Raw genomic sequence first — 14586 nt, 5'->3', positions numbered from 1 at the left:
TTAACAAATAAGTATTTATGGATCTTACAGGTTCGTTTATTAAATAAAAGGTATTGGGTTTTATTGTAATCATAAATTATTTTCAAAATTCATACAAGTAGGCTTTTACTATATTTGCTATTCTAAATTTAAAAAACAAGGTATATGTATAACAACAGGTATTTTTACTTTACATTTTTTTTATTCATATTAAACCAGGTCACAAGTTATGCACAACACGAAACGTTAAGCGTTTCTGGTCTTGTTTTAGATACCCAAACCAACGAACCCATTGAATATGCTACCATTGCGATCATGGACACCCAATCTAAAGAAGCTATTACAGGTACTATTTCTGCTCAAGATGGGCGTTTTTCATTAGAAACAGATGCCACCAATTTTTATATAGACATTAGTTTTATAGGCTACAGTACTAAAACCATACATACTTTTAATAGGGAAAACAATCGCATTGATTTAAAAACGGTTCTATTAGAACCAGCTTTGGAAGGCTTGGATGAAGTGTTGATTCAAGCTGAAACCTCTCAAACAGTATTTAAATTAGATAAACGCATCTTTAATGTAGGTAAAGATTTAAGCGCATCAGGTGCCAGTGCCTTAGAAGTATTAAACAATGTTCCTTCTGTAAGTGTGAATATTGAAGGCGCCATAAGTTTGCGTGGCAATGAAGGAGTGCAAATACTTGTTAATGGGAAGCCTTCGGTTTTAGCTGGTGATGATGGTAGTTCACTAGGTATTATAACAGCAGATATGATTGAAAGTATTGAAGTTATTACCAACCCGTCTGCCAAATATGATGCACAAGGGACTTCGGGAATTATCAATATCATTCTTAAAAAATCTGAAAAACGTGGTCTTAATGGTTCTGCAAGCTTAAATGTAGGCGTTCCCAACAGTAATAGCTTTGGTTTAAGTATTAATAAACGTACCGAAAAATTTAATCTTTTTAGTCAATTAGGATTTGGAATAAGAACCTACCCTACTGAATACGAATCTATAAATGCAGATTTAATAGATGATATTACTATTACGAACTATGGGGATAGTGAGTTTGATGAAAAGTTTGGAAATATTCTTATTGGTGCCGATTATTATATTAATGATAGAAACGTAATTACCTTGTCAGGTTCCTATGCCTATGAAGTTGAAGATCAAACGGCTTCTTCAGAATTCTACCAAACGGATGCCTCCAACACGGTTACAGACAGATGGCATAGAAATGAATACACGGAAGCTACCAACCCAAAAATACGTTACGAATTACAATACAAAAGCGATTTTAAACGTCACGAAGACCAAACCTTATTATTTAGTGCTCTGGGAAACTATTTCCGTAAAGATCAGACCTCACAGTTTGATAATATAACCACCTTTGGGACAATGGACAGTTTTAAACAGCAATCACGAACTGATTATAAATTAGAGGATTACATTTTTAAATTAGATTATACCCATCCCTTTCTAGAACATTACACCTTAGAAACAGGATCGCAATATACCCTTAATAAGGTGTCTAATGATTATGCTGTATCCGATTTTGCAGGTGGTGTTTGGATTGAAGATCCTTTTCTAACCAATGTTTTCGATTTAAATCAAAACGTTTTTGCTGTTTACACCACAGCAGCTTATGAGGCTAACAAATGGGGTTTTAAATTAGGATTCCGTTTAGAAAATACGGCGATTAATACCTTATTGGAAACCACCAACCAATCTGATGATCAAAATTACACCAATCTGTTTCCAAGTGCTTACACCTCCTATAAAGTATCTGACGATTTTTCGTTGCAGCTTGGGTATTCCAATCGTATAAACAGACCCAGTTTAAGACAGCTAAATCCATTTTCTAATATTAGAAATAATTATAATATCTCTGAAGGAAACCCAGAATTACAACCAGAATACACGAATTCTTATGAGCTAACGAGCATTCAGAAGTACGAAAACATCTCATTCAGTATGAGTTTATATTACTGGTACACAACCGATGTTATTGAATATATTACTGTTTCTCAAAGCAATGTTAGTGTTTCCAGACCAGAAAATGTTGGAACCAACAATACCATAGGTTTTGAAGCTAATGGAAAATACAGTCCATTAAAGTGGTTGACTATCCATGGTGATTTTAACTTTAATTATTTTGATAGAAAAGGATTATTTGAATTACAGTCGTTTGATTTTACAGGCAATAGATGGACAACTTCCATTACCGCTAAAGTAAAACTCCCAGCTGATTTCGATTTTGAAATCTCTGAAAATTATAATTCCAAATACGAAACCCTGCAACAGACTGTTTCTGCCATTAATTTTGTAGATCTTGGTGTAAGAAAAAAAATAGTTAAAGGGCGCATTATCTTAAATTTGAGCATACGAGACGTATTTGCGACACGTGTAGATGAAACCACTACTACACAACCAGACTTTTATTTATATAATAGTCGCCAACGTGGCCGTTTTGTTAATTTTGGTATTAGTTATGGCTTTGGAAAAGGAGAAGCCATGCAGTTTTCTGGACAACGTAGGTAGTTTTATTTCTTTATAAATTACTTTATTCCCACCCATTTTCATTTTGTATGGTTTTATCTTTTAATAAAAAGGCTTCAGCAATTTTGGGTGTGATTAAAGACAGATTTAATTCTTTGGCTTTTGGTAACGTGTTCTAAAGATCCATTGTTATGTACATTGTAATTGCTGAACAGATTCGCATTAGAATACATTTTGGGTACTTTGAGTTATTCATTTTCTTGTTTTTAACTTATTTTTTGTTTGGCACAGGCATTTCTTTCACGTTGTATTCAATGTCTTTAATTTTTAATTTTAACCAAGTCCATTTACCACTCTCCAATTTCCAGCTTGCCTCACATTCCACAGGTATTTTAATTCCATTCCGTTCTTTTGTTTGTGTGGCAATGACAGTCCATTCTGTAGGATCTGTTTTTTTTGAATCCTGATAACGCATGGCCACAAATTTTTTGAAATTTCCTTTTTCGTCAAAGTGGAATTCTCCCGAACCTTTTGCTCCTTTAAATTCCAAAGTTGCTTTGGCTGCATATGCGTCTAAAGATTCCCACTTTATAAATGGACTTAAAGAGGCTGAAGGATACCAAACCATTTCAGCTAAATATCTTTGCAGGGTTGCTTGGTCAACTTTATCGCTATTATTTTCATTTGCAACAGAGATGAGCGATAATAACTTTATTGTCATTTCTCCATTTCCGTTCTCAAATTTATCACGACCTACTACATTAAAAATTGAATTCATTTTCGTATTGATGTTCCAATTAAATGCTGGGGGATTTGTCGTTATATATTGTTCGGCTTTTCCATTGTTCCAACTTTCTTGATCTGGATTTAGTTTAAGTTGTAATTCTTGAGTTAAATGCACATTAGATATCGGTTTTTTACCTATTGTTCCGTTGTTGGTAAGCCACTTTTGAACACTTGAAGGTAATTCCGAAATAGCTTCTTTAGTAATTACCTCTCCACTAACAGCTATTGAGTTTTCAAACAGTTTTTTCCTTTCTTCGGCAATCTTATTTTTAAAACTAAAACTGGAATAAGCTAGAATTAGAGATAGGAGAATTATTAGATTTGCTATTGTACCGAATTTTGCATCAGACCAATAGTTGAAAATTAAAATTTGTGAAATAATTACAGCTAAAAACCCACTTAAGCACCAATAATTGGACTGAAATATTAATAAAACAATTGAAATTGCAAAAAGAATAAATGTCACTAGCCAAAGCCATCCCAAAGTTTTAGAAATTGGCTGTGATATGGCATTAAACTCATATATTCCAAAGGCTTTTAGAAATCCGAATAAGTGGATAATTCCGTGTATTCCAATGAATATGATTAAAGCTATTCGCATTGTTTTTTTGCTTGTGACATTGGTTTTTAGTATGATTCGTGGCGTATTGTTATTTATCTTCCAACGCGTTCATTTTCTGTCATGTTTATTATTCCGACACCATTTACAAGCCATTGCTCATTTTTCCGTTCCATTTTTATTTTCAGTTTAAAATCGTTCCAATCTTTACCTTTTACCGTTATGTATTCAGATTTAAATTCGGCCTTTTCCAATTCAAATCCGTTATCGGGATAGTCTTGAGCGTCGAATATTGGATCGAATCCAAGTCCTAATTCGGGGTTGTTTTTTTCTGCCTCAGTACTTATTTTTTTAAGTTCATTTTTAAAATTTTCCGAAATGTTTGGTTGTTTAGAAATCCAATCCGTAAGGCCAAGTTCAGTATTTCGGTCATTACAAAATTCGACGTAATTATTGATAAATTCTAGCGCAATAAGTTCTGCTTGATTTTGTTCAATGGCAACTTCTTTTTCCTTTGAAACTGATTGTTTACAAGAAAATAACGTTAGTAAAAGAATTATGGTTAAAGTTCTCAATGTTGTTTGTTTTAAATGATTCGTGGCGTGTTTAAGTATCTAATTTAGTAAATAAATCACAGATAGAAAGCCTGTGAGTACAAGCTATGAATTATACACGGCTTAAGTTAGTATTATAATAAACCTTAAGTTATTATGAAAAAGTGATTTTTAGCTTCGTTGAGGATTCGATTAATTTTATATATAAGAACTTATGTTTTATGCAATAACATATCAATTTCTTGAAAAGTACATTTATATTGATTATCTTAATATACTTATGAAGCAATCACAAACAAAATACTTTTTAGGATTTATATTGCTATTTGTCAGTATGGTTTCTTTAGCACAAAATATGAAACAAAAAGCTATTTCACTAGAAGAGGACTCGAGTTTAGATAAGCTCATGTTGGCAACTGCCAATAAGGAGTTGGTGTTATTAGGTGAAGCGAGTCATGGTACTCACGAATATTACTTATGGAGAGATAAGATAAGTAGAAGATTGATATTAGAACAGGGTTTTAATTTTATAGCGGTAGAAGGCGATTTTGCTAGTTTATATCATCTCAATCAATATGTAAAAAATTTGGATGGCGCAGCAAGCTCTGCCCGAGAAGTTTTACTAAAACTAGACAGATGGCCAACTTGGATGTGGGCCAATGAAGAGGTTGTCGCATTGGCCGAATGGCTTCGTAATCACAATGACAAATTAGCTCAAGATAAAAAAATAGGCTTTTATGGCATGGATGTATATGATGAGTGGAATTCTAAAAAAGTGGTTTTAGATTTACTTAAAACAACAAACCATACTGCTTATAAGTTTGTAAAAGACCAATATAAGTGCTTCAATCCGCACAAAGGAGAAAGTTGGAATTACGCCCACGCGGTACATGCAGGAAAAGAGGGTTGTGCCACTGCTACAAAACATGTCGTGGAGTATATAAAAAATAATCGAGCTAATTTTTCAAAGCTTTCTGATGATACTTATTTTTATTTATTACAAAATACCATCGTCGTAAATAATGCCGAAGAATTTTACAGGGAAAGTGTCGCATCAAAAGGACCTGTTTCATGGAATTCTCGAGTTCATCATATGCATGGTACTGTAAATGATTTATTAAATCTTTATGGTGAAAATTCTAAAGGAATTGTTTGGGCACATAATACACATATTGGCGATGCAGCGTACTCTAGTATGCGAAACACTGGTGAGAAAAACATTGGACAACTTAGCCGAAAAGAATTGGGGAAGGATCATGTATTTTTAATAGGTTTTACTACTTACGAAGGAAAAGTTATGGCTGGCTCGAATTGGGGTAGCCAAATGAAAGAAATGACCATCCCTCCTGCTGTTCCTAACAGCATAGAATTTCAATTAAATCAAATAGATATGGAAAGTCTTTATTTGATTTTTGACAAGGAGGACCGATTGGATAAAAACCTAAAAGCAATTGGAAATAGAGCCGTTGGAGTAGTTTATAATCCTAGAGGAGACAGCAGACAGTTCGTGCCTACGATAGTTCCACTGCGATACGACGCTTTGTTCTTTTTTAAAAAGACCACAGCACTACACGTGTTGAAACATTAAAAACCCTAGTATATTTAATAAACAAAACCTTTTATATATCGTTTTCATGCTATTTTATAGAACAACCTACGGCAATAAGTTTAGAGAAATAATTTAGTTTCAAAGGATCTTTTTCCTGTGAAAAACATGAAAAGGTAAACACTAGAGTTTGATTCATTCTATTTAAAAACTTTTCAAGTTTAATTTCGAAAAGTCATTAATGACTAGTCATTTTTTGAGTAAATCTAATTACAATGAATTCTGCCGGTTTCGATACAGCCATTCCTATTTCTACATTCATATTTCCGTATAACAGATCTTGAGCAGTCATGGTTTGCCCTAAGCCTACTCTTACATAAAAAGCTTCCTCTGGTTTTGCTCCACTAAGTGCTCCTTCTCGCCAAAGCGTTGTGAGATAGTTTTCTATCATAGCTCTTGAACGCACCCAGGTATTAGCGTCATTAGGCTCAAAAACAAACTGTTCTGTAGCTTTCCTGGTAGATTCCTCTACTACATTAACTAAACGGCGCACAGAGATGTAGCGCCATTCATTATCATTTCCAGCTAATGTACGAGCTCCCCATACCATAGTTCCTTTATTGGTAAATTTTCGGATGGCATTGATAGATTTTCCACTGCTATCTATATTAAGAATACCTTGATCGCTATTATTTATTTCTATTTTTGGTGCTTGTACGTTATTTAAAGAAACATTTGCTGGCGCTTTCCATACACCTCTATTTGCATCTACCTGAGCATAGACACCAGCAACTGCAGCACTTGGTGGCAAAGTGAGTTTCTGATTTTGTAGGGTCTTGTGTATCTGTGCATATACATTTTTATATTTTCCGTTTTTAGCATGAAACAAAGATTCTTCTATTTTACGAGGATTTTCTGAAATAGACCTTTCTGTATGTTTTAGCACTAATATATTATTATTTCCCTCTAGAATTACAGGAATCTTATCTTCGGTAAACACATAATTAAGAGTAGTTTCCAATGATGGAAAATAAGCAGCTCCATAAGCAAGGTTGCTAGTTCCTATAGAATTTCGAAAGAATTCAGCTGATTTTACAATATCATTTTCAACCACTTCTACATCACAAATCAAGAAACGATCTTTTCTAATTGCTGCCTGCAAAAGTGCAGCATCATATAGTTCCGCTGGTTGCTGGCTGTTTTTAGAACTTGTAGCATCTGGAAAAAGAATTAAAGTGGGTAAGTCTTCCTGATTAAGCAACTCGAGTCCAACTAGCATTTCGTTATTTTTTACAGAAGAGTCTTCTTCATCATAATTTCCTACAGAAACAATAAAACAATCCGTTCCACCATTTGCAAAGAACATTTTGAGCATATAATACATCTTATATTTTGGTGTAGACAACAAGTTTGGATTGGTGATTTTTTCGTTTATATCAACCTCAAACACACCAATATCTGAATGAAAAGGCCCACCGAATATATTTATATAATCTAGCATAGATTGAATAGGTGTAGGATTATTAGGTCCTTTTTCTGTATATCCTATAAATGCAGGAATTGTAGTTTCAACTTGAGTTACCGATGGCGGAAAAACAGAAACCTCCTCAATATACAGGCCTGGAGTTTGATTATTCAAATTATTTCCAGACTGCTTACTGCTATCTATAGCATTAGCTGACCATTTTTCTTTTTCAAGCTTGTCTTTATTAATTGTATTTTCTTTTTTGTCATTTTTTTTAAGCCTTTTAGCTTTCTCTTGAGAAAAGATAGGAGCTACAAAAATAAAAACCAAGGCAAAACCAATTGTAAATCGCTTATTCATAACAAACATATTATTTCATTAATTATCAAGAATTTAATAACTAAAAGTACAATTAAATGAAAAAATTTAAAAGAGATCTTACATTTAAATTCATCTTAAAAAGCTAAAATCTTATTCACTTAACTATAGTAGAATTCTGTATATTTATCCACAAATTTTGTAACAAACAAGATGTATAAGCCTAATAGGCTACTTATATCTTTTTGTTATGAATTAGATGATATAAAAAGAACTTTGCTTCCATATCCATGAAATTTACACAAATAATTTTACGAGGTATCGGTCAGGTAATCTTTCAAAATAATATTTATTCTGGGATTTTATTTTTAGTTGGTATTTTTTACAATTCCTGGTTATTAGCAATAGCTGCTTTATTAGGAACAATTATCAGCACAGGTACGGCTCATGTTTTAAAGTATCCAAAAGAAACCATTCAAAACGGACTTTATGGTTTTAATGGTACGTTAACCGGAATTGCTATCCTGTGTTTTTTCAAACCTGATTTAGTTAGCATTTTGGCTCTAATAATAGGTTCTGCTTTGTCCACAGTAGTAATGCATTTTTTAATGAAAATTATTCCGCCATTTACTGCCCCTTTTGTTTTATCCACTTGGCTTGTTATTTATTCATTGGTATTCCTTTTTAAGGTTCCGCTAATAGATTTGTCTAGTGCTACAGCTAACACTTTAGATGTATTTAGTGCATTGAGCAATAGTTTTGGTCAGGTTATGTTTCAAGAAAACAGGATAACTGGTCTATTTTTTCTTTTGGCAATATTGATAAATAATAGGTTGATGGCTGCTTATGCTTTTTATGCTGCAGCTTTAGGCTCTTTAACCGCATGGCTTTTATTGGAATCTGCTTCTACAATTAATGCGGGACTTATGGGCTATAATGCCATACTTTGCGCGATTGCACTTATAGGAAAACGATGGCGTGATTTTCTATGGATTAGTATTGCTATCCTACTCTCCACATTTTTAAATATAGGATTAGCAATGACAGGAATTATTACACTAACCGCTCCTTTTATTTTAGCAACTTGGATCGTGATGATTTTAAAAACAATAAGCTCGGGTAAAAACCGAATAATTTAAAGAGTGATAAGCAGGTAATATTTGATCAGGGTCAGTAATTCAACACCTTGAATCATAGCGCTATTTCACTTATATCACCTGTAAGAAAATAACCATCTTTTTTATAGCTATTTAAAGAGATGACTCCAGAGGATTCTGTTACTCCATAACCCTCATATATTGGTAATCCTGCTGCAGTAAACACTTTTGTCTTCTAAAAAGTTACCACATTCCCCCATTTTAAAAGGTAAATAATACAGACTGTAATTCCTCCACTAATGAATAATGCGCCAGTCCAATAAAACGTTCTAGTTCCCCATTGTTTAAACATCTTTTTGCCATATTCTTTTTCAGCATACCGGTTTGTCAGTTTCCAATAAAGAAAGGTAATTATTGAAAAAAGTGCTATTAGTAGTAATATTGTCCAAATATTTTCCATGTGTTTGGTGTTTAGTTTTATTGGTGTTAATTGCTGCCAATGGCCGTCTGTTTGTTACCCTACTGTTATTTTTAATAATTCTACTAAATTACAGTTTTCTGTATTCGTGTGACGGTGTTGTGCTTTTATTTTTAACTATTTTTAAAACTCTACGATACATGATCTCTGATAAACTCCAGTTATAGCCGTCAAAATCTACTGTGTTTGTAAATTGAATGATGACTGTATCTATATCTTTGTGGTATTTAGCAATTGTTTGATAGCCTGGAATGAGACCTGTATGTTTATATTTGTAAATTGAGCTGTAGATTTCTTGTTCTTTTTTATCTTTAAATACAGAGCCATCATTTAGAGCGCGGATAAATTTACCTAAATCTTCTGCTGTTGCCAACATGAGACCATTATTATCCGTCTTTAAATCTTTATCATAGCCTACATAATATCCACTCATTACATCATTTAAATTGACATTCTGAATAGAACCGTATGTGTTTTCAAGATTTAGCGGATCTAAAATGTTTTCTTTTATAAATTCAAATTTACTTTTACCTGTTGTTTTTTCTATAAGTTTTGAAAGTAATAGGTAGTTTGTATTGCTATATTCAAAGTCCGTTCCGGGTTCAAAATTGGCGGGTAGGTTTAGTACTATATCTAGTCGTTCTTTATCGTTATCTTTTGGATGCACCCAATAATCATCAATCCGTGTATAATCTGGAATTCCACTGCGATGTTGCAGCATCATTTTTACAGTGATTTTATCGGCATTTTCTATACGTCCTACCAGTTCGGGAAAGTCATTTGCTAGAGTTTGGTTTAAAGACAAGCTATTATTGCTTACCAATTTTGTAATAGCAACAGCTGTATATAGTTTAGTAACGCTGGCTATTTTGAACAATGCATGTGGGTTGGCAGGGATTTTGTTTTCTCTGTTTTTATAGCCAGCAGCATAGAGTTTAGATTGTTTACCACCTTGATCTACATAGACAATTATTCCATCAAAACCATAATCTGATGCTTTATTAACTTGTTTTTGAATACTGTCAGGGAGTGGCTCTATCCATGCTATTACTATTGGCCAAGGAACATAAAACAAAGAGATTACTGTTCCTACAAGTAAGACTATTCTAAATATTTTAGTTTTTTGTTTGTTCATTATGTGAATTTACTTTTATCGTAGTTGGTGTGTTTAAAACACTTTCAAAAATGCCTGTATATGTTATGAATAGAAATTTAAAATTTCTGAAGTGTTGCATTTTCTAGATGGATTGTAACCCTACTTTATAAGTTTGGGTAAATTAGCCATTAATATTATAGTGTCTTGTACTGAAATATGGCTACAGACTAATTAGTAATTTAAGCTTTTATAAACTCGCCTACCGGACGGGCTGGCATGCCATATTTGGTGTTTTATAGTCTAAAGATAAATGTAATCTTACTTTATTGTATCAATTAATTATACTTTTTTGAAGTTCTCTTTGCGAGTGTAACGGCGACAAAGGTCTGGTCTTGACTTATTAAAAGAGCATCCGCTAACGATGCATCTTATCCAAAATCTCAATAATCTCTACTTTTTTTCGAACAGATACTGGCACATTTTCTCCGTTTTTAAGCATTAAATAGCCACCATCGGTTTTTATATATTCGCTAACACATTCTAAATTAACTAAATGACTTTGATGGATGCGAATAAAATTATAACTCTTGAGCATGTCTGCAAAATATTTCAAGGTTTTGGTAACAAATATTTTACGTTTATCTCTTAGGTGAAACATGGTATTATTACTATCTGATTCGCAGCGAACAATATCGTCTAAATTCACAATAATAATCTTGTCCAGAGTATGTAAGGATATTTTATCTGGTTTCTTCTCTGGTGCAGACAGGGTTTCCTTTAAAATGGTTAATCGCTCTTTATTAGGTTGGATTTGTTTTTTAGCACGAGTTACAGCTAAATCTAATTCTTCATAAGAATAGGGTTTTAAAACATAGTCTATGGCTGCAAATTTAAAAGCTCTAATAGCAAATTCATCACTAGCTGTTACAAAGATGATTTTCGATTTTAAATCTGGAAAAATCTCTAGAATATCAAATCCGGTACCATCACCTAGCATGATATCTAAAAAAAGGATGTCTGGTTGTTTTTTTCTTAACAGCTTTGCTGCTTCTACCACATTCTGTGCCGTGGCTATCACTTCAATTTCGGGATGCCTGATTTTTAAATCGTTTTTTAGAAGTTGTAAAGCATCAATCAAGTCTTCTACAATAATGGCTGTAAACATAAGTTTCTAATAATCTGTTATTAAAGGAATTTTAAAGCTAATTTTTGTGCCAGCAACCCTGCCATCTGCATTTTTTATTTCTGTAATCTGCAGTGCATTTTCTCCAGAAATAGATGCTAAACGTTCTTTTGTAACGGTAAGCGCCATGGATTGGTGGTCTGTTTTTTCTTTTATTTGTTGCGATTTAAATATACCAATCCCATTATCTATTACTATGCAATGTAAATAGTGTTCAGTCGTGTTAAATTCAATTTGAAGCTCTCCTTCTTTGTTGCCTTTTAAAATACCATGTCTAATGGCATTTTCCACAAAGGGTTGCAAAAGCATGGGTGGTACCAGTATTTCTTCCGGATCTAATTGGCAGTTAGAGTTAATTGAAAAGTTAAACGGTTTGGCAGCCATTAACTGTTCTACCCTAATATATTGTTCTAATGTTTTTATTTCCTGTGCTAAAGTAATCTGGTCTTTTCTGGAGTTATTAAGGGTTTCTCTAAGCAAGGTTGCAAAGCTATTGATGGTGACGTTCATCTTATCTGGTTTGTTTATGGCCATGCCTTTGATTCCATTCAACACATTAAAGATAAAATGCGGATTCATTTGCAATTGAAGCGCTTTATGTTCCAGAGTTAACAGATGATTTTGCATTTGTAACTGGGCTTTTTCTGCTTTGTTTTTTAACCTGATTTTTCTAAGATACCACCAACCTAAAATTAATAAAAGCACCAATGCTAATCCTATAACTGTCCATTGAAATGCTGCTTTTTTGTAGAGCGGACTATCTATAAAAAAGTTGAAGGTTATGGGGCTGCTTTCTTCCCATCTATAGTTTCTGGATTGAGCTGAAAACTGATGCGCACCATAAGCCAGATCTGCAAAGTTTTGTTTGTTTTCTTTAGACCAAGGACTCCAGGCGTTATTATTTAATTTAGACCGGTACTCTATTTGATGGGGATGATCGATGTCCACACTTCCATAGGCAAAACTTAATTGTGTTTGGGTAGGGTTTAACTTTAAGACTTTATTTGTATTGGTCCAGGCTTTTAGATTCAAAGAATCGACACTTTTATAAGCTACTTGCACATCTTTAAAATAAATCTCAGGCTTTATAGTATTTTTGCTACCTACACTTGGAATGTATTCTGTTAAGCCATACAGGGCACCAAACCAGAGATGACCTTTATGGTCTTTATCTACGGCATTTAAACAGGTTTCTATCCCGAGAAAGCCATCATTTCTTCCAAAATGATAGATGTCTTCTATGTTATTGTCTTGATCTAATTGTATTTTATCTACCCCACGTTCTGTACCTGCCCACAAATAGCCTTGATTATCGAAAATAAGTTGATATATGTTTTCTGAAGCCATTTTTTTCGTCCCTTTCAAGGGTTTGAAACTGGGAGAATTCTCATCTATTTTTGACACCCAGATCCCTTTTCCTGCTGTTCCCAGAAACAATTTATCTTGATGAAACAAGAGCGTTCTTATGGCTGTTTTCTGATTTAAAACAGCTCCTAAGCTGCTGTGTTTTCCGTTTTTAAGATAGCCTAAGTGTCCCGATTGTGTGGCATACCATAATCTGTTTTGAGAGTCTAATGCAAGATCGTTTATGTATAAATCTGTGATGCCAGATTTTTTGCCATATACTTCTTGAATCACGACACTATCTTTATCTGCGTTATAATGGAACTGAACCAAACCACTGGAATAGGTTGCTGCCCACATGGTGTTTTTTCCTTTTACAAGTTTTCTAATCCAATCGAAAGGGAAACCGTTTTCTGAATTTAGCACCTGATTTTTAATGACCGTTTTCGGAAACACTTTTGTATTAATGTTTAGAGAATCGGTATTATCAAGCACCAAACTATCTACTGTTTTGGTAGTTCTTAAAAGTACCCCTAGCCCATCTGATCCTGCCCAAATATTGCCTTGATCGTCACTTGTAATCGTTTTAATTTTGACGTTTGAAAAGCCTTTAATTTTAGGAATATCGTGAATGCCTAAAGAATCTATTTTTGTTAAACCTGCTTCGGAATTAGAGATCCAAATACTATTATTTACATGATGTACCGCATAAATACGATTGCCCTTTAATCCTGAGGAGGCATCGATATGATGAAAATTGTTTTGAAAATATTTATAGAAACCACCACCTGAAGTCGCTATCCAAATATTTGATTGTCTGTCTGAAAAGGTTTTTCTGATATGAGACACCGAAAGTCCTGATTCTTTATCAATATTTCTTTTTTCGGAATAATTTTCAGCATCAATAATGGTGATGCCATCATTATCGGTTGCCACCCAGATTTCATTTTTATTATGAAGAGTCATAGCATTAACACCAAGAGGTTCTCTTAATAAAATAGGTGCTTCTTTTTGTTTTGTATCTAGTATTAAAATACCATCTCTATAAGTAGCAGCAAAAATTTTATGGTGACTATAAACAATGGATCTAAAGTTATTTGTTTCTATTTTCTCTATTTCCTGTACTGTTCCCTCTAGTCTATTTGCTTTCCATAAGCCTGTATTAGTAGCTATCCAATAATGAGAGCCATCAAAAACAAGCCCATTTACTATGCTAGAATCTATGTCTGGGTGCAGGCTTAATCTTTTTAGTTTATCTGAACTTGAATAGCTATACAATCCTTGTTTTGTTCCCAGATAAAGTGTGTTTAGTGATTTATAAAATAGGTTGACTTGCGGACATTCAATATTAGAAAATTTATTTTTTGTTTTGATGGACAAACCGAGGTTGGTTCCAATATATAGACTATCACTACTGGTATATAAGGCATGAATATAATTGGAAAGTAGGCCATCATTTTCGTTCCAAACAGAAAAACCTGTACCATTAAATCTACAGAGTCCACCACCTTGAGTCCCTAACCATAAATAACCGATATTGTCCTGGATGATATCATATACCTGAGATTGAGGTAAACCATCTTCTATAGCATACGACCTTAATTGACTGTTTTGCGCACTCAGAAACGGGCTTAAAAAAAGCAGAATTAAAAGAGAGTATATTGGGTGATTTTTCAAAT

The 14586-nt window shown here is 33.5% G+C and carries 10 protein-coding genes; 3 read left to right on the top strand and 7 right to left on the bottom strand.

Going from position 1 to position 14586, the window contains the following annotated elements:
- Nucleotides 1–144 precede the first annotated feature (144 nt).
- Nucleotides 145–2523, top strand: a complete 2379-nt coding sequence (locus OS191_RS02185; protein ID WP_267154069.1) for a TonB-dependent receptor — start codon at nt 145–147, stop codon at nt 2521–2523.
- A 229-nt stretch (nt 2524–2752) separates the two neighbouring features.
- On the opposite strand, the gene OS191_RS02180 is transcribed toward OS191_RS02185, so the two are convergent.
- Complete coding sequence (locus tag OS191_RS02180) at nt 2753–3868, bottom strand: DUF6920 family protein (RefSeq protein WP_267154068.1); 1116 nt, start codon at nt 3866–3868, stop codon at nt 2753–2755.
- Between the two features lie 53 nt (nt 3869–3921).
- Nucleotides 3922–4401, bottom strand: coding sequence for a DUF3828 domain-containing protein (locus OS191_RS02175; RefSeq protein WP_267154067.1), 480 nt, complete (start codon nt 4399–4401; stop codon nt 3922–3924).
- A gap of 259 nt (nt 4402–4660) precedes the next feature.
- Between OS191_RS02175 and OS191_RS02170 the strand changes: the two genes are divergently transcribed.
- Nucleotides 4661–5968 carry an erythromycin esterase family protein gene (locus tag OS191_RS02170; protein WP_267154066.1) on the top strand — a complete coding sequence of 436 codons (1308 nt, stop codon included), beginning with the start codon at nt 4661–4663 and terminating at the stop codon, nt 5966–5968.
- Between the two features lie 196 nt (nt 5969–6164).
- Here the strand turns inward: OS191_RS02170 and OS191_RS02165 are convergent, their stop codons facing one another.
- Nucleotides 6165–7751, bottom strand: a complete 1587-nt coding sequence (locus tag OS191_RS02165; RefSeq protein ID WP_267154065.1) for a contractile injection system sheath protein — start codon at nt 7749–7751, stop codon at nt 6165–6167.
- 248 nt (nt 7752–7999) lie between these two features.
- Between OS191_RS02165 and OS191_RS02160 the strand changes: the two genes are divergently transcribed.
- Nucleotides 8000–8848, top strand: a complete 849-nt coding sequence (locus OS191_RS02160) for an urea transporter (protein ID WP_267154064.1) — start codon at nt 8000–8002, stop codon at nt 8846–8848.
- A gap of 193 nt (nt 8849–9041) precedes the next feature.
- On the opposite strand, the gene OS191_RS02155 is transcribed toward OS191_RS02160, so the two are convergent.
- From OS191_RS02155 to OS191_RS02140, 4 genes are all read right to left on the bottom strand, one after another.
- Nucleotides 9042–9266 (bottom strand): hypothetical protein, encoded by a 225-nt coding sequence (locus tag OS191_RS02155; protein WP_267154063.1) that lies wholly within the window; start codon nt 9264–9266, stop codon nt 9042–9044.
- Between the two features lie 88 nt (nt 9267–9354).
- The gene (locus OS191_RS02150) at nt 9355–10419 is read right to left on the bottom strand and encodes a serine hydrolase domain-containing protein (RefSeq protein ID WP_267154062.1); all 1065 of its coding nucleotides are present in this window, start codon (nt 10417–10419) and stop codon (nt 9355–9357) included.
- A 376-nt stretch (nt 10420–10795) separates the two neighbouring features.
- Entirely contained in the window at nt 10796–11545 is a 750-nt protein-coding gene (locus OS191_RS02145; RefSeq protein ID WP_267154061.1) for a LytR/AlgR family response regulator transcription factor, read from the bottom strand.
- Nucleotides 11546–11551: 6 nt separating this feature from the next.
- A complete protein-coding gene (locus OS191_RS02140) occupies nt 11552–14584 on the bottom strand; it encodes a ligand-binding sensor domain-containing protein (RefSeq protein WP_267154060.1) in 3033 nt (1010 codons plus the stop codon).
- Between the last annotated feature and the right edge of the window lie 2 nt (nt 14585–14586).

Source organism: Xanthomarina sp. F2636L (assembly GCF_026410195.1).
GTDB lineage: Bacteria > Bacteroidota > Bacteroidia > Flavobacteriales > Flavobacteriaceae > Xanthomarina.
This window is presented reverse-complemented; position numbering and strand designations above follow the sequence as displayed.

Coding starts and splice junctions, on each gene's coding strand:
- OS191_RS02185 (WP_267154069.1), top strand. CDS start 145: ATGTATAACAACAGGTATTTTTACTTTACATTTTTTTTATTCATATTA.
- OS191_RS02150 (WP_267154062.1), bottom strand. CDS start 10,419: ATGAACAAACAAAAAACTAAAATATTTAGAATAGTCTTACTTGTAGGA.
- OS191_RS02145 (WP_267154061.1), bottom strand. CDS start 11,545: ATGTTTACAGCCATTATTGTAGAAGACTTGATTGATGCTTTACAACTT.
- OS191_RS02165 (WP_267154065.1), bottom strand. CDS start 7,751: ATGAATAAGCGATTTACAATTGGTTTTGCCTTGGTTTTTATTTTTGTA.
- OS191_RS02155 (WP_267154063.1), bottom strand. CDS start 9,266: ATGGAAAATATTTGGACAATATTACTACTAATAGCACTTTTTTCAATA.
- OS191_RS02160 (WP_267154064.1), top strand. CDS start 8,000: ATGAAATTTACACAAATAATTTTACGAGGTATCGGTCAGGTAATCTTT.
- OS191_RS02170 (WP_267154066.1), top strand. CDS start 4,661: ATGAAGCAATCACAAACAAAATACTTTTTAGGATTTATATTGCTATTT.
- OS191_RS02180 (WP_267154068.1), bottom strand. CDS start 3,868: ATGCGAATAGCTTTAATCATATTCATTGGAATACACGGAATTATCCAC.